This is a genomic window from Edwardsiella ictaluri ATCC 33202 (assembly GCF_000264785.1).
Taxonomy (GTDB): Bacteria; Pseudomonadota; Gammaproteobacteria; order Enterobacterales; family Enterobacteriaceae; genus Edwardsiella; species Edwardsiella ictaluri.
On sequence record NZ_AFJI01000044.1, the window covers coordinates 1 to 20974 of the forward strand.

13 protein-coding genes and 1 pseudogene are annotated in these 20974 nt (G+C 59.8%); 2 read left to right on the forward strand and 12 right to left on the reverse strand.

Annotated features, from left to right (window positions below; genetic code table 11):
* The 10 genes and pseudogenes from EIEH_RS05640 to mocA all read right to left on the reverse strand — a co-directional run.
* A pseudogene (locus EIEH_RS05640) lies at positions 1-231 on the reverse strand (IS110 family transposase); the annotation flags it as partial.
* A gap of 116 nt (positions 232-347) precedes the next feature.
* The gene (locus tag EIEH_RS05645; protein ID WP_015872721.1) at positions 348-1994 is read right to left on the reverse strand and encodes a Na+/H+ antiporter; all 1647 of its coding nucleotides are present in this window, start codon (positions 1992-1994) and stop codon (positions 348-350) included.
* A 205-nt stretch (positions 1995-2199) separates the two neighbouring features.
* Complete coding sequence (locus EIEH_RS05650) at positions 2200-3567, reverse strand: NCS2 family permease (RefSeq protein ID WP_015872722.1); 1368 nt, start codon at positions 3565-3567, stop codon at positions 2200-2202.
* Positions 3568-3806: 239 nt separating this feature from the next.
* On the reverse strand, positions 3807-5123 hold the full coding sequence (gene guaD / locus EIEH_RS18845) for a guanine deaminase (protein ID WP_015872723.1): 1317 nt from the start codon (positions 5121-5123) through the stop codon (positions 3807-3809).
* A gap of 30 nt (positions 5124-5153) precedes the next feature.
* Entirely contained in the window at positions 5154-6572 is a 1419-nt protein-coding gene (locus tag EIEH_RS18850; protein ID WP_015872724.1) for a nucleobase:cation symporter-2 family protein, read from the reverse strand.
* Positions 6573-6777: 205 nt separating this feature from the next.
* Positions 6778-9648 (reverse strand): molybdopterin-dependent oxidoreductase Mo/Fe-S-binding subunit, encoded by a 2871-nt coding sequence (locus EIEH_RS05665; RefSeq protein ID WP_015872725.1) that lies wholly within the window; start codon positions 9646-9648, stop codon positions 6778-6780.
* Positions 9645-10424: a molybdopterin-dependent oxidoreductase FAD-binding subunit gene (gene ygfM, locus EIEH_RS05670; RefSeq protein WP_015872726.1), complete on the reverse strand. Its 780-nt coding sequence runs from the start codon at positions 10422-10424 to the stop codon at positions 9645-9647. The genes EIEH_RS05665 and ygfM overlap by 4 nt, the downstream gene beginning before the upstream one ends.
* 56 nt (positions 10425-10480) lie before the next feature.
* The gene (gene ssnA / locus EIEH_RS05675) at positions 10481-11809 is read right to left on the reverse strand and encodes a putative aminohydrolase SsnA (RefSeq protein WP_015872727.1); all 1329 of its coding nucleotides are present in this window, start codon (positions 11807-11809) and stop codon (positions 10481-10483) included.
* A gap of 2 nt (positions 11810-11811) precedes the next feature.
* Entirely contained in the window at positions 11812-14919 is a 3108-nt protein-coding gene (gene ygfK, locus EIEH_RS05680) for a putative selenate reductase subunit YgfK (RefSeq protein WP_015872728.1), read from the reverse strand.
* A gap of 343 nt (positions 14920-15262) precedes the next feature.
* Complete coding sequence (gene mocA / locus EIEH_RS05685) at positions 15263-15856, reverse strand: molybdenum cofactor cytidylyltransferase (RefSeq protein WP_035608991.1); 594 nt, start codon at positions 15854-15856, stop codon at positions 15263-15265.
* 114 nt (positions 15857-15970) lie between these two features.
* Between mocA and yqeC the strand changes: the two genes are divergently transcribed.
* Both yqeC and yqeB read left to right on the forward strand, forming a co-directional pair.
* A complete protein-coding gene (gene yqeC / locus EIEH_RS05690) occupies positions 15971-16831 on the forward strand; it encodes a selenium cofactor biosynthesis protein YqeC (RefSeq protein WP_035608994.1) in 861 nt (286 codons plus the stop codon).
* Between the two features lie 28 nt (positions 16832-16859).
* A complete protein-coding gene (yqeB, locus tag EIEH_RS05695) occupies positions 16860-18452 on the forward strand; it encodes a selenium-dependent molybdenum cofactor biosynthesis protein YqeB (protein ID WP_015872732.1) in 1593 nt (530 codons plus the stop codon).
* A 63-nt stretch (positions 18453-18515) separates the two neighbouring features.
* Here the strand turns inward: yqeB and arcC are convergent, their stop codons facing one another.
* Both arcC and hydA read right to left on the reverse strand, forming a co-directional pair.
* Positions 18516-19448, reverse strand: coding sequence for a carbamate kinase (gene arcC, locus EIEH_RS05700; protein ID WP_015872733.1), 933 nt, complete (start codon positions 19446-19448; stop codon positions 18516-18518).
* Positions 19449-19531: 83 nt separating this feature from the next.
* A complete protein-coding gene (gene hydA, locus EIEH_RS05705) occupies positions 19532-20917 on the reverse strand; it encodes a dihydropyrimidinase (RefSeq protein WP_035609001.1) in 1386 nt (461 codons plus the stop codon).
* Between the last annotated feature and the right edge of the window lie 57 nt (positions 20918-20974).

Sequence of the window (20974 nt, forward strand, 5' to 3'; positions counted from 1 at the left end):
CGGAGAGATACGTTTTGCTTTATGGCCAATATCGCTGATACACCGCGCCATAAAATGCGCACCGGCACAAGCTTCCATAACAACAACTGCGGACGGGCATGTTGCCAGAAACTGCATTAGCTTCGTGCGGGTGAATTTCTTACGCAAAAGCGCCTTACCAGATTTATCCTGGTAGTGAACATGAAAAGAGTGTTTACCGAGATCGATACCAATAAGCGCAATGTTTTCCATGATGGCCTCTCCAGAAAGAAAAACACCCTGCCAGCGTACCGCTCACAGGGTGGGGGTGACCATCTCATTAGCCCCGGAAGCACGGCCTCCGGGGCGGAAAAGCTCAACGCTAACCCTTAGCTTTTTTCGACCAGCAGCGCCTCCAGCAGATCCAGATCGTGCAGCATCTTCTGCAGCGTCTCGTTACTGATCTTCTGGGTGGCACGCAGGTGGTACAGCTCGCCGCGTTCAGCGCGCAGCGCCGTCAGGCGAAAACGGCGCTCCAGATTCTCCACCTCACGGATTTCGTCGGCGTTCTCCTTGGTCATCACCCGCCGCCTGAGACTGCCTATAACCCGCGAGCTGACTTCGGTCAGCAGTTGTGGATCGATGTTCTCCTCGGTATCAGCCTCAAGGCGCTCCTGCATCTTCTTCAGGCTCTCAATGGCCACCTCGGCGCTGACCGACTTCGCCATCAGCTCCTCCTCTCGGTAGGCCACGCTATCGGTGATCTCGACACCGCGCAGCAGCAGCGGCAGCGCCACCACTCCCACCAGCAGGGAAAACAGGATCACTCCGGCGGCCAGAAACACCAGCTGATAGCGACCGGGGAACGGCGTACCGTCGGTCAGGAACAGGGGAATGGAGAGCACACCGGCCAGCGTGATGGCCCCACGGACCCCGGCAAACGAAGCAATCCACAGATCGCGTATGCCGTAGGAGGCAAACTGCAGCGGGTTGTGCTTAAAGAAGCGCAGGCTGATACGTTTCATCCCCCACAGCCACAGGAAACGCAATACCAGCAGCAGCGCATACACCAGCACCACGTCGGCGAACAGATACCAGGTTTCGATATTGGGGTCGAGGTCGGCCTGAATAATCGAGTTCTCCAGGATCCCCGGCAGCTGTAGGCCCAGCATGATAAACACCATGCCGTTAAACACAAATTCCAGCATCGCCCACACGCTGTTGGCACGCAGGCGCATCGTCAGCGGCGCATTGCGGATCACTCCGGACTGGCTGATAGTCATCCCCGCCGCCACCGCCGCCAGAATACCGGAAACGCCAACATGCTCTGCGATCAGATAGCTGGCGAACGGCAACAGCATCAGAAGGACGATCTGGGTCGCCGGATCATCTCCCGCCCAGCGGCTCATCATCCGCAGGGACTTGCTGTACAGCCAGGTGACCGCCGCGCCGGTCAGCAGACCGCCCAACGCCACTTTCAGAAACTCCAACGTCGCACCGGAGACGGTAAACACCATGGTGCCCATCGCCACCGCGATAGCGAACTTCAGGGAAACCAGGCCGGAGGCATCGTTCATCAGCGCCTCCCCTTCCAGCACCCCCATGATGCTTTTAGGTATCCTCCCCTGGCCAACGATACCACCAAGCGCCACGGCATCGGTGGGCGACAACACGGCAGCCAGCGCAAAGGCCGCCACCAGCGGCACCTCCGGCAGCAACAGATGCAGAAAGTAGCCGACGCCAGCCACGGTGATCAGCACCAATACCAGTGCCAGCCCCAGGATCTCCCTGCCGTGGTACAAAAACTCCCGCGTCGGGGTTTTCCAACCGTCAGCAAACAGCAGCGGCGGAATAAACAATACCAGGAACAGCTCAGGGTCAAAATCCACATGCAGTCCAAAGTGGGGCCAGGCCAACAGCGCCCCGATGGCGATCTGCATCAGCGGCAGCGGGATTTGAAACGGTAGCAGGCGCGTTACCACGCCGGAGAGCGATACCACCAAAATCAGGATCAGGATTGTGAAGAATATTTCCATGTTCTTTCAGACTCAACGCCAACAGGGCTAACGCAACGCTTTACAAAATATCATCTTATGAATTTTGAGCCGAAGAGAAATCTACCCTAAGGAGCAGAGATAACACTGAAAATGCACTGCGGTAGCGACGCCGTTGATATTTGCGATGCCCCGACAGCAGAAAAGCGCCCGCAGGCGCTTTTCCTCAGGGGAATGGCAGAGCCGCTTAAATCGCCCAACCACCGGCGTAGAACGCCATCAGCACCACCGCGATCACCACGGTACCGATGTTCAGACGGTTCCACTCTTTGGAGCACACGCGACCGATCACCAGGGTGCTAAAGCCGAGCATGATGCCGGTAACAATATTACAGGTCAGCACGATAAACACCGCGCACACCAGACCGGACATTGCATCGACGAAGTCGTTGAAGTCCAGTTTGGCGACGTTGCTCAGCATCAGCAGACCGACATACATCAGCGCCGGCGCCGTCGCGTAGCCCGGGACCAGATAAGAGAGCGGCGAGAGGAACAGAATCAGCAGGAACAGTACCCCGACCACCACGGCGGTCAGACCGGTTTTCCCACCAGCCGCGGTACCGGCGGCAGACTCGATATACACCGCCGCCGGCGCTGCGCCGACCAGACCAGAGAAGATCGAGCTGACGGAGTCCGCGGTCAGCGCCTTGCCGCCGCTGATAATCTGACCATCTTTGTCCAACAGATTCGCCTGACCAGCCACCGCGCGGATGGTTCCGGTGGCATCAAACACCGCGGTCATCACCAGGGCCAGTACGCTTGGCAACACCACCGGCTGCAGGGCGCCCATGATATCCAGGCTAAAGATCAGCGACTGGCCATCAGCGCCAGCTAGGCTCGGCATCGCGACCAGACCGTGGTACTTCACGCTGGGATCGAAGATCAGACCGACGATGGAGATACCGATAATCACCAGCAGAATGCCACCCGGTACCTTCAGCTTTTCCAGACCGAAGATCACCGCCAGCCCCAGCAGGGACATCATCACCGGGAACGAGGTGAAGGCGCCCAGCGCCACCGGCAGCCCCTCCAACGGGTTTTTCACCACCAGGCCGACGCCATTGGCGGCGATCAGCAGCAGGAACAGACCGATACCGATACCGGTACCGTGGGCAATCCCCATCGGTAGGTTACGCAGGATCCAGGTCCGTATCCCGGTCACCGAGATGGCGGTAAACAGAATACCCATCAGGAATACGGCACCCAGCGCCACCGGCACGCTGATCTGCTGCCCTAACACCAGGCTGAAGGCGGTAAAGGCGGTGAGGGAGATGGCGCAACCAATCGCCATCGGCAGGTTGGCCCACAGCCCCATCAGTAAAGAGCCACAACCGGCCACCAGACAGGTCGCCACAAATACGGCGCTCGGTGGAAACCCAGCCTTACCCAGCATGCCCGGTACCACGATCACCGAATAAACCATCGCCAAAAACGTCGTTAAACCGGCGAGCACTTCCTGGCGCACGCTGCTACCACGCACTGAGATCTTAAAAAATGTATCGAGTGATCCCCGTGACTTCCCTGCCGCTGATACCTGAGAAGAATCGCTAGACATGATGATGTCCTCTGAGTGATTTAAAAAACTTTTCTGTAACGTAATCGATTACGTATGTTATTGCAGAGCGGCCCATAACGCTGTATCTGCCCTCCGCCCCATCCGGCTGTCCCCGTGGACAGCCGCTACTCCCTGCCACTACATCCTGTAACCAAATTCGGGTAAAAATGGGACAGAAGCAAAAGGCAAACGATTATCTGGCCTAATACCTCGTCATTTCAACCCACAAACGCGACATTTTAGGTGCGTTCGTACACTAAACGACCATCGACATAGGTACGATATATGGTGCGATCATCGCCCAGTGTCATGGTGACAAACAGCTTATCCACCAAAGAGACCGAGTTGTCATAACGCAGCTGTTGCAGCGGCGTCGCCGTCGGCTCCAGAACCACAAAGTCGGCCTCTTTACCGACCAGGAAGTTACCGATGCGATCGTCCAGCCCCAGAGAGGCCGCGCCGCCCAGGGTTGCCAGGTAGAACGCCTCATAGGCGGACAAGCGGCAGCCCTGCAGCTGCATCACCTTGTAAGCCTCATTCAGCGTCTGCAGCATGTTAAAGGTGGTCCCGGCGCCGATGTCGGTTCCCATCCCCACCTTCACCCGCTTGCGCCAGGCCTGTTGCAGGTTAAACAGGCCGCTGCCGAGGTACAGGTTAGAGGTCGGGCAGAAGGCGATCGAAGAACCGGTATCGCTCAGGCAGTCCCACTCTTTCTCCTCCAGGTGGATACAGTGGGCGAACACGCAGTTCTTCCCGGTCAGGCCATACTGGTGATACACATCCAGATAGCCGTCATGGTGCGGGTACAGCGACTTGACCCAGGCGATCTCGTCGCGGTTTTCACACAGATGGGTATGCAAATAGGTGTCGGGATACTCTTCGCGCAGGCGCTGGGCCATCGCCAGCTGCTCCGGACTGGAGGTCGGTGCAAAGCGCGGGGTCACCGCATACAGCAGGCGGCCATTCTTGTGCCAGCGCTCGATCAGTGCCTTGCTCTGTTCGTAGCTGCTCTGCGCATCGTCCAACAGATAGTCCGGCGCATTGCGATCCATCATTACCTTGCCGGCGATCATCCGCATGTTGATATGGCTGGCAGCCTCAAACAGCGCATCCACCGACTCCGGATGCACGGTGCCGAACACCAGGGCGGTGGTGGTGCCGTTACGCAGCAGCTGTTTAAGGAAAAAGTTAGACATTTCGCGGGCGTAATCGAGATCGTTATAGCGCTGCTCGGTGGGAAAGGTGTGCTTGTTCAACCACTCCAACAGCTGTTCGCCATAGGCCCCGACCATCTCGCTCTGCGGATAGTGAATATGGGTATCGACAAAGCCGGGGACGATCAGCTTGCCGCGGTAGTCCCGCACCCGAATCGATGCGGGAATGCGCCCCCGCCCCTCTTCCCAGCTGCCGCACCAGTCCACTTTCCCATTGCGGATCAATAACAGACCGTCCTCAATAAAACGCAGTGCAGATTCAACCTGTTGCGGATCGGTCACCGTACGGGTGACATCCAGAATGCTACCGCGGACTGCCTTGAGGGTATGTTCACAAACCATGATTAACTCCTAATCAGCCAAGACATCGACTCAGTCCATCTCTTCTTCTGCAGACAATGTGCCTGTCGGTTCATCCTCTTCCCGACGGACCTCCGCTTTCTTGCGCATCGGAATCAGTAAGTTGAGGATGATTGCCGTCAGACCACCGGCACAAATGGGATTCTCTACCAATACGTACAGCGAATCTGGCAATACCCGGAACACGGCCGGATCGTACGAGACACCCAGCCCCAGCCCAAGGGAGGTGGCGACGATGATGGTCTCGCGGCGACGCAATCCGTTGGAAATAATGATGCGGATCCCGGCGATAGCGATCATGGAGAACATTAGCGTCATCGCGCCGCCCAATACCGGAGCCGGAATGGTGGTAAAAAAGCGCCCGATGACCGGAAACAGCCCCAGCAGTACCAGCATCCCGGCGATAGCCCGACCGACATAGCGTGAGGCCACGCCGGTCATCTGGATCACCCCGTTATTCTGGGCAAAGGTGGTCAGCGGCAATGAGCCCAGGGCAGAAGCAATGACCGACACCAGCCCATCGGCCAGCACGCCACCGCTCAGACGCGACTGATACTCAGGCCCTTCGATGGGGCGATTCGAGACCATCGCCGTCGCGGTGATATCTCCCACCGCCTCCAGCACGCTGAGCAGATAGATGGTGCCAGCCACCAGGAAAGCGTGCATGTCAAAGGTAAAACCATATTTAAAGGGAACCGGAACGGTAACCAGTGGCAGGTCGCGCAGGGCGCTGAAATCCACCATGCCCAGACACAGCGCCATGATATAGCCGACGATAAGCCCGATGGCGATGCCGCCCATCCGCAGTAAGGGATGACGCGCACAGTTAAAGCCGATAACCACCAGCAGTACCAGCAGGCCGACGCCGATGTTTTCATAATTACCATAGGTGCCACTGCTCTTGGCGGCAAAGCCACCGCCGAAATCGATGATGCCAACCTTGATCAGGCTCAGGCCGATCATCAGTACCACCACCCCGCTCACCGTCGGGGTGATCACCCGGCGCAGGTAAGGCAGGATAAACGAGGCGCCCACCACCAGGAAGGCACCGACAAAGGAGACCCCCAGCAGAGTCGACACGATCAGCTCCTCATGCAGGCCATCGTGTTTCATCGCGCCGCCCAGAGCTATCATCACGGTAACAAAGGAGAAATTGACCGATTGGATAGACAGCAGGCCAGAGCCGACGCAGCCATAGCGGTTGACCTGCAGCCAGGTGCCAACGCCGGAGGCAATCATCGCCATGGAGACCAGATAGGCGGTGATTTCGGTGGAAAGGCCCAGCGCGGTACCGACAATCAGCGCCGGTGCCACCATGGGGACAAAAATCGCCAGCAGGTGAGTCACCGCACCCACCATGAGCTGGTGAAATGGCGGTTTATCCTCGAGTTGATAAATAAGATCGGATCCAGCACGCGGTATATCAGACATCCCTTTACTCCCCTGGTAAATTTGATCATCTGATCCAATTAATAAATATCCGCCTACCCATTTTCCCGCCGCGCGGCAAGGGACGCCCCTGAGAGTGTTTTCCCCATTAATCCGTCTATGGCTGTGCAGTTCAGATATTCATTATCCAACGGCTAATTGAATCGTTAGCGCAGGGCCGCCCCAACGGGGCGGCCCGCACGCGGTCTTACAGTTTCCCTAACGCGTTCAGTATCTTCTCCGGAGTAAAGTGCCATTCACGCAGCCAAACCCCACAGGCGTCGTGAATCGCGGTGGCGATGGCCGGTGCAGCGCCGTTCACCCCAATTTCAGAGATCGACTTGGCACCGTATGGGCCAACCTGATCGTCGCTCGGTACCAGGAAAGCGCGGAAATCGCGCGGGATATCGCCGATCATCGGCGCGCCGTAGGTGCGCAGATCGCGGGTGATCGGCCGCCCCTCGCGGTCATAGCGGATCGCCTCGCTCATGCTGTGGCCGATGGCGCGCATGGTGGCGCCATAGATCTGCCCCAGCGCCAGCTCGGGGTTCACCGGGGTACCGCAGTCCAGCAGGGCATAGAACTTGTCCAATCGGATCTCGCCGGTGCGCACGTTCACCGCCACCTCGGCGAAGTTGGCCCCATAGGGGAAGGCAAAGTCCGGCGTAATATAGCTGGCCGTTGCCACCAGCGTACCGAAGCCGGTGCCGGTTTCCGCCTTGTGGGCGATATCGGCATAGCTCACCTCGCCCCGCTTGCCGCGCACGATCCCCGGTGCGACCAGGGTGACATCCTCACGCGGCTCGCCGATCATCTGCGCGCCGTGGAACAGGATCTTCTCGCGCAGATTCTCCGCCGCCTTCTTGGCCGCGTTGCCGGAGAAGCAGGTGCCGGAAGAGGCGTAGGCCCCCTTATCAAACAGCGCATGGTCGGTATCGCCGGAGATAACATGGATCTCTGACATCGGACACATCAGCACCTCGGCCGCCAGCTTGTTGACCACCGTATCCAGACCGGTACCGATGTCAGCGCCGCCGGAGTGCACGATAAAGGTGCCATCAGACTCCAGTTTAATCATGCAGTTGGCCTGATCGATGTCAGGAATGCCCGACTTTTGCATGATGATCGCCACCCCGCGTCCGACACGCCAGTCACCCTCGGCCGGCTTCGGCGCATCCCAGTCAATCAGTTCACGCCCCTTGCGCAGGATCGGCTCCAGCGCACAGCTGGCGGCAGAGGGGACCGAGGTCGGCATCTTGCCTTCGCCGATGGCGCCCAGGATTTTCAGCTCCTGTCCTTCATGCACCCGGTTCAGTTCGATGATATCCAGCAGGTCAATGCCCAGATGATCGGCCAGCTCGGCCAGCGCCATGGTCAGGGCAAAGTTCCCCTTCGGCGCCCCGTAGCCCTGATAGGCCCCGGTCGGGCAGATGTTGCTGTAATAGGTGGTGACCTGGAAGTTGACGTTATCGCAGGGATAGAGCGGCAGCGACAGCGCCGGGCCGTTACTCGGCACCGTTAGGGAATGGTTGCCATAGGGGCCGGTGTTGGCGCGGAAGTCCATGTCGATGGCGGTCAGACGCCCCTCTTTGGTGGCGCCGATCTTCACCTTCACCTTGGCGACGTGGCGCGAGGTGTTGGCGATAAACTCCTCTTCTCGGGTATAGCGGAAGTAGACCGGACGCCCGGTGACGCAGGTCGCCCAGGCGCACACCTCTTCCAGCAGGATATCCTGCTTGGAGCCGAAACCGCCGCCGACGCGCTCCTTGATGATGTGGACCTTGTTCTGCTTCATCCCGACGATGCGCGCCACCTGGCGGCGCACGTGCCACGGCACCTGGGTGGAGGCATGCACCACCAGACGATCGCCGTCCATATAGGTGTAGCAGATGTGTGGCTCGGTCGGGCACTGCTGAGCCTGGGTAGACTCATAGGTGCGTTCGATGACGACATCCGCCTGTGCGAAGCCCTGCTCCACGTCCCCGATACGACCGTGCACGCTGGCAGCAATATTGTCATGCGGGCGCGCCCCGATCGGGAAATTGATGATCATATGCTCGCCGCGCTGCGCCGAGCCCCGATTCTGCACCTCCAGATCGCCGGGGGCACCGTTCACATACACGATCGGCTCATCATGGATCTGCGGGGCATCGTCGGCCATCGCCTCGTCAATGGACATCACCGGGCGCAGGATCTGATACTCCACCTCGATCAGCGCCAACGCCTCCAGCGCGGTAGCCTCGCTCTCCGCCACCACGGCGGCGACGCGATCGCCGACGTGGCGCATCTTCTTGCCAAACATGCGGCGATCGAGCGGCGACGGCTCCGGGGCGCTCTGTCCACCGGGGGTGTAATAGACATCCGGGCAGTTCAGATGGGTAATGACGTGCACCACGCCCGGCAGCGCCTCAGCCCGGCTGACGTCCAGACGAACGATCAGCGCATGGGGATGGGGACAGCGCAGCATCTTGATCACGCAGGCGTCCGCCGCGATGCGATCCTCGACGTAGCAGGGCTTGGCCTGCACCATCTTGGCCGCATCCACCTTTGGACAGTTTTTACCGACCACGCTCAGATCGTCGCGAAACTCGGGTGCCACCTCCATCTGATACAGCGGATCGCGCATTCGCGCCGCCGCCAGCGCCACCACCTGGTAAAACTGCTGATAACCGGCATCGCGGCTGAACAGCCCGGAGAGGGCATCATCGATATCTTGACGGCTCGGCGACGGAATACGCTCCAGCAGATCGGTCAGGATCAGCGCCGCCGCCGGATCGTTATAGCCGGACTGCACCACGCCCACGTCGACCATCGCCTGCTGCACCGGACTCAGCAGATTCCAGGCGCCGAGCGATTCGGCGGTACGCACCACCGCCCCTTCCAACTGGGCGGCGATCAGCAGGGAGGCGTTGATCACCACCCCGTCGAAGATAATGGCATCGGAGCCGGCAAAGCCGAATCCATCGTCGCTGTTGCGGACAGAGTGCATGCCAAGTCCAAACAAGAGCTGCTGTACATTGTCGCCCGGCTGACACGCCAGCGTGCGCGGGGTGCCGTTCAGCGTAAAGCGAATTGTCATTTTGCTTCCTCCCTCATCTGCTGGCAGTCCGCCAACAGTTCAGCCACCACTACGCCCGCGATATAGCGCTTATACGCTTCGCTGCCACCCAGATCCGCGCCCGGCGCGATCGCGGCACCAACCGCCTGTGCCAGCGGCTCGCCCTCCAGGGCCAGCCCCTCCACGTCGCGCAGACGCTGCGGCCGAGAGGCGACGCCGTCCAGGGCGATACGTCGGCCCCCATCGCCCGGAAGCGCGACGGCCGCCGTCACCACCGACCAGCCCGCCGCCGAACGGCTCACCTTACGGGTAGCGCAGCAGCGCAAGGGATCGTCGATGATCACCGCCGTTAACAGACGATCATCCGGGGCAGCCAGGTAATCCTCCAGCGCGATCACCGCGCCGTCGGCACTCTGCAGACGGGCATCCAACGCCAACAGCACCGGCGTCAGTACCGATTCGGCCTGGCAGGCCGCCAGCTCGCCGCCCAACGTAGACTGGTTGCGCAGATGGCGTGAATAGATAAAGCCCAGTGCATCCTGCAGCGCCTGGGGCAGCCGCGCCGTATCGCGCAGCTGCTGCAGCGTTGTCAGAGCGCCGAGGTGCAACGCGCCGCCATGCCAGGTAACCCGATCCAAACCTAGCCCTTTCAGGGAGATAGCCACCGTCTTCTCGGTGCGCGTGGGCGTGGCGTTTAATTTACTTCCTCCGGCGAAGTAAACAGCCCGATCCTGAAAGCGACGCTTAAGCTCCAACGCCTGCTCTACGGAGTCCGGCCGGAAAAATTGCTCAATCATGTTCCACCCTCTTTGTGTAAAACCGCACGGGCCAAAGCCCGCGCGGTTTTATGGTCTCAGTTCAGTGCATCCATACGCTGCCACATCTTGGCGGCGACCCTGCGGGCTTCGGCGTAAATTGGCTCAACGTCAAACGGGAATGCGCGATTCTCATACACCATCACCCCTTCGACCATCACGCTGTGCACGCTGGATGAACCCAGGCCGAAGGCCAGATGTCCACCGATGTTCTGTGCCGCCAGCGGCGTCGGTGACGGATAATCACAGATGGTCAGATCCGCCTTATAACCCGCCTCCAAACGGCCAAAGCGGGCGCCAAAGTTACGGCCAAGCAGCTGGTTGCCGTTGTACAGGAAGCGGGTAAAGCTGTCCGGCCACAGCGGGCCGCCGGCATCGCGGTGTTTAAAGAAGGCAAACTTCAGCTCTTCAAACATGTCCGCGCCGATGCCGTCGGTACCGAGCGCCAGATTGCGATACTGCGCCAGACGCTGGTTGTAGCCCACGTGGTTATTCATATTGGAGCGAGCGTTGTGCACCAGGAAAGCATCCTGCTCGTTGAGGATGCGGATGTCCTCATCAGAGAGATACAGCCCGTGGGCCAACAGGGTCTTATCGTTAATCAGGTCATACTCGGCCAGACGCACCACCAGATCCTGCCCATATTTATCGTGGCCATGGGATACATCATAGCGATCCTCCGCCGCGTGAATATGCAGCCCACGCCCGGTGGCGCGCAGGGCCTCCCGCAGCATATCCAGACCGGCGTTGGAGACAGTAAACGGCGCGTGGGCACCGATGTGTGCTTCCACCAGGTAGGGTTCGTTCCCCTTCGCCTTGGCGTCGTCGATCAGGTGGGCGAAGCGGATATTCTCCTCAACCCCCGCCTGCAGCTCACGAGTACCGCCGTTGCGGTCGGTAGTCTCGAAGCAGGTCATACCACGCAGACCGGCCTTCAGAAATCCCTGGCGCAGGGTTGCCAGAGAGCCGGCGATATAGTTGGGCGAGGCGTGATGGTCTATCACCGCGGTACAGCCGCTCTTAATCGCCTCCAGCGAGCAGATCAGCCCACTGTAGTACAGCGACTCCTCATCCAGCGCCCGATCCAGGCGCCACCACAGGTTCTTCAGAGTGGAGATAAAGTCCGGGCACGGCGCGATGTTGGCCATGATGCCGCGCGACAGACCGGAGTAGAAATGGTTGTGGGCGCAGACGATGCCCGGCATCACCAGACGCCCGTGCATCTCCTTAACCCGTGCTTCGGGGTACTGCGTGCGCAGGTTGTCACCCACGGCGCGGATCTCCGCGCCGTCGATGGCGATATCAACCCCTTCCAGGACCCGCGCCGGCTCAAACTGTACGGCGGTGACGTTTTTCAGAATCAGCATGGTTATTCCTCCACCCGGCCCAGCAGATAGTGATGATGGCGATGAACGTGGCTGATGATGCGGCACATGTCGCTGAGCGCCGATGGCACCTCGGCGAATTCGCCCGCCTCGTCGATGCGCAGCTGCCAGATCTGCGCATCCTGACGCACGCTCACCTGAGATCCCTCAACCAGAAATCCGGGGTTGGTGCTATTGGTAAAATCCTGCGCCAGGCTGAAGATGGTGATCTTGTCTTTATAGGGTTTCCCCTGCCACGGACAGAACTGGGCGCAGTTGCCACATTCGTTGCAGTAGGCGTCAATATGCAGGGTCTGGAAACGGTTCTGGAATCCCGGCACTGCGATGGAGACGTTGGCGCGGTTCGGACAGACATCCACGCACTTGCTGCAGACGTAGTTACACTCCAGGCAGCGCTGCGCCTCCTGTGCCACGAAGGCGTCGCGGTCATCTTTGTCCACCAGCGTGACAGAGATCGCCCCTTTGCGCTGGTAGATGCGCGCCGGATCGACGTTGTTCCAGTACTTATCGCCGTAGCTGCTCGCAATGCTCTCCCGCGCCAGAATTGCATCTGTTGCCCGGCGGGCGGTACCGATGGCAGCTACGATAGACGACGGTCCACTTTGCACATCACCGATTAGGAATACATTCTCACGTGCTGTTTCACCGCTGGTGTCGCGCACCGCCGGCCAGCCGCTGTCGTCCAATGGAACCCCCATCGCCGCCAGGCGCTCGCAGTCAGCCTGCTCGCCGATCGCGGTGATCAGGGCATCCATCTGCAGCGTCACGGTGCGGTCCGTCGCGACCGGACGGCGACGCCCCTGCGCATCCGGCTCGCCGAGCGCCATGACGCGCGCTACCAGGGTGCCGTCCTGCTCGAAGCGCTCCGGGTTGGTCAGGAACATGAATTTCACCCCGTCCTCCAGCGCCTCCTGGTACTCCTCGCGGTAGGCTGGCATCTCGTTCAGGGTGCGGCGGTAGAGCACCGTGACATCTTCGACCCCCGGCACACGCAGGGCGGCGCGGGCGCAGTCCATCGCCGTGTTACCGGCGCCGACCACCGCCACATGTTTGCCCAGCTTCAGCACGACGCCGTTGTTGTAGTCACGCAGGAACGGCAGAGAGCGATAGACATTACGGTTGTCGCCCTCAAGACGCACGCCGCTATTCTTATCGGTCCCAACCCCGACCAGCACATAGGCGAAACCCTGCTGCTGCAGCTGCTCGACCGTCAGCTGCGGATCGCAGCCAAATTCAAACTTCACGCCGTGATCGGCGACAAACTCGATATCGTGGGCGATCAGTTCGCCCGGGATGCGGAACTGCGGAATGATGTTCTTCACCACCCCACCGGCGTTGGCCTCGCGCTCAAACAGGGTCACCGGATGCCCGGCGCGGGCCAGGAAGTAACCGGCGGAGAGGCCGGCGGGACCGGCACCGATCACCGCCACCGGGTGCTTGTTCCCGGAGCCGGCCGGCTTGTGCCAGCGCTGCTTGTACTCTTGCCAGCCGCGCTCCAATGCCACCTTCTTCAACTCGCGGATATTCAGCGCACTGTCATAGTCCAGACGGGTACAGTTGTACTGGCACTGGTGGTCGCAGATATGGCCGGTAATCGCCGGCAGCGCGTTGCGCTGATAGATCACCGCCAGCGCATCGGCGTAGCGCCCTTCGCCTATCAGGCGGATATACTCCGGAATGTCCTGCTTGATGGCGCAGGCGGTGACGCAGGGCGCCACATAGCAGTCGGTCTGCGGCAGCGGGCCGCCGGCGTCGATGCGATCATCGGACTTCCACTGCTTCTGGGTATACTCCATGCTGACAGCACGGGCGGCCAGTGCCTCCAGCCGGGCGACATCCACCTTCGGCATATCCCAGTATTCGGAGCGATCCAGCTCACGCATGCACTCGGTCAGCCGCAGGTAGCCGCCCGGCTTCAGCAGGTCGGTCGCCATGGTGATCGGCCGGATACCCGTCTCAAAAATATCGCGGATGTTGAATTTACTGGCGCCACCGGAGTAGGAGATCGGCAGCTCGCCGTTAAAGGCGCGCGACAGCACCGCCGCCACATTGATGGAAAGCGGGAACAGCGCGCGACCGGACATGTACATCTCTCCGCCGGGCAGCGCGCCTTTATTGTTGATGGTGCCCAGGGTATTGGTCAGCTTAACGCCAAAGCTCAGCTGCTTCTCCCGCCCCAGCGTCATCAGGCGCTTCAACATCTCCAGCGCCTGCGCCAGCTTCAGATCGTGATCGAAGGACTCCTCTTTCAGGCCGATGTAGTCAAAGCCACAGGTATCGAGGATCTCGCGCACCCGCGCATAGCCCAGCAGGGTCGGGTTCAGCTTCACAAAAGTGTTCAGCTGCTTCTCTTCCAACATGTAGCGGCAGATGGCTTCAATCTCGTCCGGTGGGCAGCCGTGCATGGTCGACAGGGTGACGCCGTGCGCCATGTCCGCGGGAATAGCCGCAGCCAGCGCCGCCAGACGATCGCGCCGCTCAGCCAGCCCCAGCCGGGCCAGGAAGGACTCATCGCCGACCCAGCGCGCCAGGATGCGGCGGTACTCAGCAAACTTGGGATGTGTGGCAGAGTCCATCATGTCGTGAATAAACTGCTGCATCGGCGGCTGTTTGATACCGTCGAGGTTATATCCCACGCTCATGTTGAAAATAAATGATTTCGCCTCACCCTGAGTACGCGGATCAAAGATCTCCTCCAGCAGATGCAGGGCGAACCAGGCTTTCAGATACTCATCGTGTGCCTTCAGCAACGTGAACTCGGTGGACCACTCCGTGTTGAAGCACTCGTCCTCCGCATCGATACAGGGTTTATCCAGCTCCAGACGATCGAGGATCTGTACGGTTTTCAGTTCGATAAAACGACCACCGGTCAGCCAGGAGACGATAATGTTTTGCGCCAGCTGGGTATGGGGGCCAGCGGCAGGGCCGATGGGGGTCTCACAGGTTTCACCGAACACCTTGATCAGGCGCTGATTATCCTTACGGTAAAACTGCTGCTCGGGAATACCAAAGATAGAGCGGCTTTGATGGTATTCATCAAAAATGCGCGTCAGAAGCTCCTCAAACGGAACAGGACGCATAATATCACCCATGACTCTCTCCTTGCTGCGACATAACGCTGATATCGATTTACCGGGGTGCGTCCCGCGCACACCGGCGGCTATCCAGACATCAGCAACAATCACGCCAGATGTTTATTCCTATTCCTTGGATGATAAAAATCGTGAGTAATATCTAATTGTTTTATCTATTTGTGAAATGGCTCACACGAGCCAAATGAGAATATAAATCAATAAACCGCGGTGGCCTCTACACCGCTTATTCAGCAACGATGAGATTATCAAAAAAAGAGAGGCCGTATCACTTTGATATGCGAATTCTTCGATAATTATTTTAACTGTGAGCGCAATCGCTTAAATATAAAAAGCAAACCTCTTACTTACCCAATAGCAATTGATAAGCCTGCGGTGTATCGACATCCAGAATAATTTCAGGCGTATTTATATCAAGATAACGATAATCCTTTGCTAACAAATATTCACGCATGCTGCGCTGGGGATAAAATTGCCCGGCCTGTGGCAACAGCACACGCGGTAGCAGCACAGGGTGGCCAGGGATCCCCCGATAGCGCGGTATCAGGGCATAAGGGCCACGCTGCTGCCACAGGCGGAAAAACAGCGCTGGCGTCAAACAGGGAATATCGCCATGGCTAATAAAGCAGTAATCGCTTTGTACCGCCGCGGCGCCACAGTGGACGGAAGAGAATAACCCTCTGTGATAATCTGGATTAACCACCGTACGAATTCTCGGATGGTTACCGTAGCGCTGCAACAATTCATCCGCACGATAACCAACCACCAATATAATTTGCTGACAAAACCCCAATGCGTTATTAATACTGGCATCCAGAAGGGTGCCACCGCGATAGGGCAGCATCATTTTCCACTGCCCCATCCGTGAGGAGAGTCCCGCGGCGGTAATGATTCCATCTACCGCCTTGGGAATAATATTCTCTGTTAGCTGCATCATTCTATTTTCCCAATGGATTAGGAGCAGTAGCGCCGTACCCTGTTGACATCATGATCGCAATTGCAGCCGTTAATATTGACGCCAAACACGGCGTCCGGGAACGGATGCAACACGATGAATAAAAATGGCCACGGGGAGCCGGTTCTATTAATAGCACATATGCCGAACGCCATGATACCCGAACTGCAGGGACTGCTGAGAACCCGCCATGCGGAGCCCGGCCCGTTGCTGATAAGCCTGATCGGCGCCGGCGGAAAAACCAGCGCCTTGCACTGGCTGGCGCGCGCATTTGCCGAACGCGGCCTGCGGGTAATGGTCACCACCACCACCCGCATGTATCTGCCGGATACCCTAGCCACCCTGTTTTGCCGTCATCCGGCCTCACTCCCCGCCACGGCACTGCGCGCGGCGATCACCGCCTGCTTCGCCGCCTGGGACCCTGTCCAGGGTAAGGTGCGAGGCTTTACCCCTGCCCAGATCGATGCCCTGTCCCAGCGCCGTCTGGTCGATGTGATCCTGGTGGAGGCCGATGGCGCCCACCAGCTGCCGCTGAAGGCGCCGGCAGGGCACGAACCTTGCATCCCTGAGCGTAGCCACTGCGTGATTGCCGTCAGCGGGGGACAAACGTTAGGGCATCCGATCGGCGGGCACTGTGTACACCGTTGGCCGCTGTTTTCCGCCCGCAGCGGCCTGACAGAGGGAGAGTGCCTGGATATGACGGCGATGGGCCGTTTTATCCGCCATCCGCTAGGGATGTTCAAAGGCACGCCGACCAAGGCGCATAAAATCTGGCTAATCAACCGATTTTATCAATCTGATAATGTCACGGACGCCAGTCTGTATGCCCTGCTTAACGATGGTGCGCTGGACGCCGTTTGGCTCGGCGCCGTCCGTGAACAGCCCCCCATTACGCGCATTCTGCAGCGCCATGACAACAACGATACCCGCGCAGGCCCGCCGCCGCGCCGGGAATAACAACAAGGCAGTCGACATTGAGGTCGTTATGAATATCTTTGCACAAGCTGCGCAACTCGAGGAACAAAACCGCCCATTCGCCATGGCTCAAATCATCGAGAGCCGTGGCTCCACACCGCGTCATTCGGCGCAGATGCTGGTAATGAAAGACGGCGGCATCATCGGCACCATCGGCGGAGGCATGATCGAACGGCTGGTTATTGAGCAGGCCATGCTGGCGTTGGCCGAGCGTAAGCCGCGTGTATTCCACGGCCGTATGGCGCGCAGCGGCCAAGACGCCGTCGGCTCCGACTGCGGTGGCGCTATGTCAGTCTATATCGACGTACATGGCCTGCGCCCACGCCTGGTATTGATCGGCGCCGGGCACGTCAACCGGGCCATCGCCCACGCCGCGGCCTCGCTGGGCTTCGACATCCACGTCGCCGATGCCTATCAGGATAGCCTAGATCCTGCGCTGTTTCCCCCCGGCACCCGTCTGCACCACGGAGACACGTTTACCCAGCTGATTAACGCGATGCAGATCGAGGAGGAGAGCTTTGTCATCATCGCGACCAACAGTCAGGACAAAGAGGCGCTCGACTGCCTGATCGGGAAGCCCTTGTACTATCTTGGCCTGCTGGGAAGCCGCCGCAAGGTACAGACCTTCTGTCAGCAGCTGCGCCAGAGCGGCACAGACGAAGCTCAGCTGGCGCGTCTGCATGCCCCCATCGGCTATAACATCGGCGCCGAAACGCCGGAGGAGATCGCCATCAGTATTCTGGCCGAGGTGCTGCAGATCAAAAACCGCGCCGCCGGCGGCCTGATGAAACAGAATATCCGTCTGCAGCGCAACCGTCTGGTGGCGATCCGCGGCGCCGGTGATATTGCCACCGGCGTGGCGCTGAGGCTGTACCATGCCGGGTTTCAGGTGCTGATGCTGGAGGTCGCCAAGCCGACAGTGATCCGCCGTAGCGTCGCCTTTGCCCAGGCCATCTTCGATGGGGAGAGCACGGTCGAGGGCGTCACCGCCCGCCGCGCCGATGGTACTGAGCAAGCCTTCAGCCTGATTGAGCAGGGGATCATCCCGGTGCTGGTCGATCCGCAGTGCCTCACGCTGGCGGCGCTGCAGCCACACTATCTGGTCGATGCCATTCTGGCCAAGCAGAATCTGGGAACCTGCCGCGATATGGCTCCGGTGACCGTCGCCCTCGGCCCCGGCTTCGAGGCAGGACAGGACTGCGATGCGGTGATCGAAACCAACCGCGGGCATCACCTTGGACGGGTGATCTACCGAGGCTTTGCCCAGGCCAATACCGGGATCCCGGGCAACATCAACGGTCACACCACCCGTCGGGTGATACGCGCCCCGCACACCGGTATCATGCACTGCTGCGTTAAGCTGGGCGATCTGGTCAACGAGGGCGATATCATCGCCCATATCGATACGACCCCGGTGCTCTCCCCGCTGCAGGGTATGGTACGCGGCTTGCTGAGCGAAGGGCTGGAGGTCAGCGCCGGATTTAAAATCGGTGATGTCGATCCGCGCGGCGCACAGGCCGATTTTACGACCGTCTCTGACAAAGCGCGTGCCATCGGCGGCGCCGTATTGGAAGCCATGATGAAGCTAAACCCGCAGCCCTGATGCAGTCCGGGCACCAGGACATTAAAAAGGGGCGCCCGGCGCCCCTTTCTGTTTTCCCTGCGATTACTGGCAAACGACGGTACCGGTTTTCCCCTCAATCCCCTCTTTGGCTTTATCCAGTACGGTGATCAGCGCCGCGCGCCCCGGCCGGGTACGCGCGAAGGAGAGTGCTGCCTCTACCTTCGGCAACATGGATCCCTTGGCAAAGTGCCCCTCATCGATAAAGTGCTGGGCGTCCGCCAGACTCAGGCGATCGAGCCACTGCTGGTTCGGCTTACCAAAGTTGATGGCCACCTTCTCCACCGCCGTCAGGATGATCAGCATGTCGGCATCGATCATCTCCGCCAGCTTGGCGCTGGCCCAATCCTTGTCGATCACCGCGCTGGCACCGCGCAGATGATTGCCCTCGCGGATCACCGGGATCCCGCCGCCACCGACGGTGATCACCACCTGGCCGGCGTCGATCATCGCCTTGACAGTCTCTTTCTCAATAATGTCTACCGGCTTCGGTGACGCAACGACCCGGCGATAGCCGCGCCCGGCGTCCTCCTTCATGTTGTAGCCATTGCGCGTCAGCAGCTCTGCCTCCTGCTGCGTAAAAAAGGAGCCGATCGGCTTGGTCGGATTGAGGAAAGCCGGATCTTTCCCATCGACCTCCACCTGGGTGATCAGCGTCGCCACCGGCGTCTGCATGCCGCGATCCCGTAGCTCTTCGCGCAGCGCGTTCTGCAGATCGTAGCCGATGTACCCCTGACTGAGCGCGACGCAGACCGACATCGGCAGCATCGGCGTATGAGCCTCGGTTTTCGCCGCCGCCTCAAACGCCTGGTTGATCATCCCCACCTGTGGACCGTTACCGTGAGTGACCACCACCTGATGCCCCTGCGCTATCAAATCGACTATCGCCCGCGCCGTGGTCTTCACCGCCTTCATCTGTTCGGCCAGCCCCTCGCCCAGTGCGTTTCCTCCCAGCGCGAGCACGATTTTTTTCTTCATCATATCCTCACTCGTATGTTGTTGGACCGGACTGCATCCCGTCGCGCAAGCTTCCCGGCGGTATGCGGGCGCAGCCGTACTGCTTATACCGGTGCCTGAAACGCCTTCCGTTTCAGGAAACGCCCGCGCCCCGGCTCAGCGCTAAACTCACCCTCACTGAAAATACGCTCGCCGCGCGCCAGGGTATGACGAATGGCCCCCCGGCATACCATGCCCTCATAGGGGCTGTAGTCGGCATTGTCATGTAAGTCGCTATGGCGCAGCGTCGTCGTCCGGCGTGGATCGATGATCACCACATCGGCGTCGGCGCCCGGCGCGATGACTCCCTTCTGCGGCCACAGACCGAACAGGCGTGCCGGGGTCGCGCTGGTCAACGACACGAAATGCGCCAGCGAGATACGCCCGGTCATCACCCCGGCGGAGAACAGCAGCAGCATCCGGTTTTCAACCCCCGGCAGGCCATTGGGACAGCGGCTGAAGTTACCGCCGGAGAGCGCCAGCCGCTGGCTGTAGGGGAAGGTACAGTGGTCGGTGGCCACTACGTCGATAGCACCATCGCTGATGCCGCACCACAGGGCGTCCTGTTCGCGCAGGTTGCGCAGCGGTGGACTGAGAATAAACTTCAGGCCGTCTTCACGCAGATAGCTGCGCTCATCCAGCAGCAAATACTGTGGACAGGTTTCGACCCACACCGGCTGATGGCGCGCACGGGCCAGACGCAGGTAGTCCAGTCCCAGCCCATTGGAAAGGTGAACGATATACAGCGGCGCGTTCCCGGCCAGCTGCGCCAGATTGATCATGCGCGCAATGGCCTCCGCCTCGCACTCCAGTGGACGGCTGCGGGCATGGAAGATCGGTGCCACCTGACCGTTGGCCAGATAATGGGCGCGCCGCTGGGCGATGGCGGCATCGTTCTCCGGGTGCACCGTGGTCAGCGCGCCGACCTGATGCAGACGGCGCAACGCGCGCAGCACCGCATCGTCGTCAAGCTTGAAACCGTAGGTCAGATAGAGCTTAAAGCTGCTGATTCCTTCGTCATGCACCATCGAGGCCATTTCGTCGAGGATCGCCTCGTCGATATGTTGGATCACACCGTGAAAGCCGTAGTCGATCACTGCCTTATCCGCAGCGTAGCCGTGGTAGGCCGCCAGCTGGTGATGCAGAGAGCAGCCCTTAGGGCCAAAGCCCATATGGTCGATAATGGTTGTTGTACCGCCACACGCCGCCGCGCGGGTGCCGGTAAAAAAATCATCACAGCTGCGGGCCAGGCCGACGTCGATATTAAAGTGGGTGTGTACATCCACTCCGCCGGGCATCACGTAGCACCCTTCGGCATCGATCACTTCGTCCACCTCGTCCTCCGACAGGCCGGGTTCCAGACAGCTGATCATACCGTGTTCGATCAACACATCCGCGCGCCGTTCGCCGTTGTGATTCACCACCGTGCCGTTTTTGATCAGGCTTTTCATCATCGAGGCTCCGCAAAGAGACCCCGGCATGCACGATGCCGGGGTTGATAACGTATG

Excerpts from the sequence above, each read along its gene's own strand:
- yqeB (WP_015872732.1), top strand. The coding sequence starts at position 16,860 with ATGAATATCTTTGCACAAGCTGCGCAACTCGAGGAACAAAACCGCCCA.
- ygfM (WP_015872726.1), bottom strand. The coding sequence starts at position 10,424 with ATGATTGAGCAATTTTTCCGGCCGGACTCCGTAGAGCAGGCGTTGGAG.
- mocA (WP_035608991.1), bottom strand. The coding sequence starts at position 15,856 with ATGATGCAGCTAACAGAGAATATTATTCCCAAGGCGGTAGATGGAATC.
- EIEH_RS18850 (WP_015872724.1), bottom strand. The coding sequence starts at position 6,572 with ATGTCTGATATACCGCGTGCTGGATCCGATCTTATTTATCAACTCGAG.
- hydA (WP_035609001.1), bottom strand. The coding sequence starts at position 20,917 with ATGAAAAGCCTGATCAAAAACGGCACGGTGGTGAATCACAACGGCGAA.
- arcC (WP_015872733.1), bottom strand. The coding sequence starts at position 19,448 with ATGAAGAAAAAAATCGTGCTCGCGCTGGGAGGAAACGCACTGGGCGAG.
- ssnA (WP_015872727.1), bottom strand. The coding sequence starts at position 11,809 with ATGCTGATTCTGAAAAACGTCACCGCCGTACAGTTTGAGCCGGCGCGG.
- EIEH_RS05665 (WP_015872725.1), bottom strand. The coding sequence starts at position 9,648 with ATGACAATTCGCTTTACGCTGAACGGCACCCCGCGCACGCTGGCGTGT.
- guaD (WP_015872723.1), bottom strand. The coding sequence starts at position 5,123 with ATGGTTTGTGAACATACCCTCAAGGCAGTCCGCGGTAGCATTCTGGAT.
- ygfK (WP_015872728.1), bottom strand. The coding sequence starts at position 14,919 with ATGGGTGATATTATGCGTCCTGTTCCGTTTGAGGAGCTTCTGACGCGC.
- yqeC (WP_035608994.1), top strand. The coding sequence starts at position 15,971 with ATGAATAAAAATGGCCACGGGGAGCCGGTTCTATTAATAGCACATATG.
- EIEH_RS05650 (WP_015872722.1), bottom strand. The coding sequence starts at position 3,567 with ATGTCTAGCGATTCTTCTCAGGTATCAGCGGCAGGGAAGTCACGGGGA.
- EIEH_RS05645 (WP_015872721.1), bottom strand. The coding sequence starts at position 1,994 with ATGGAAATATTCTTCACAATCCTGATCCTGATTTTGGTGGTATCGCTC.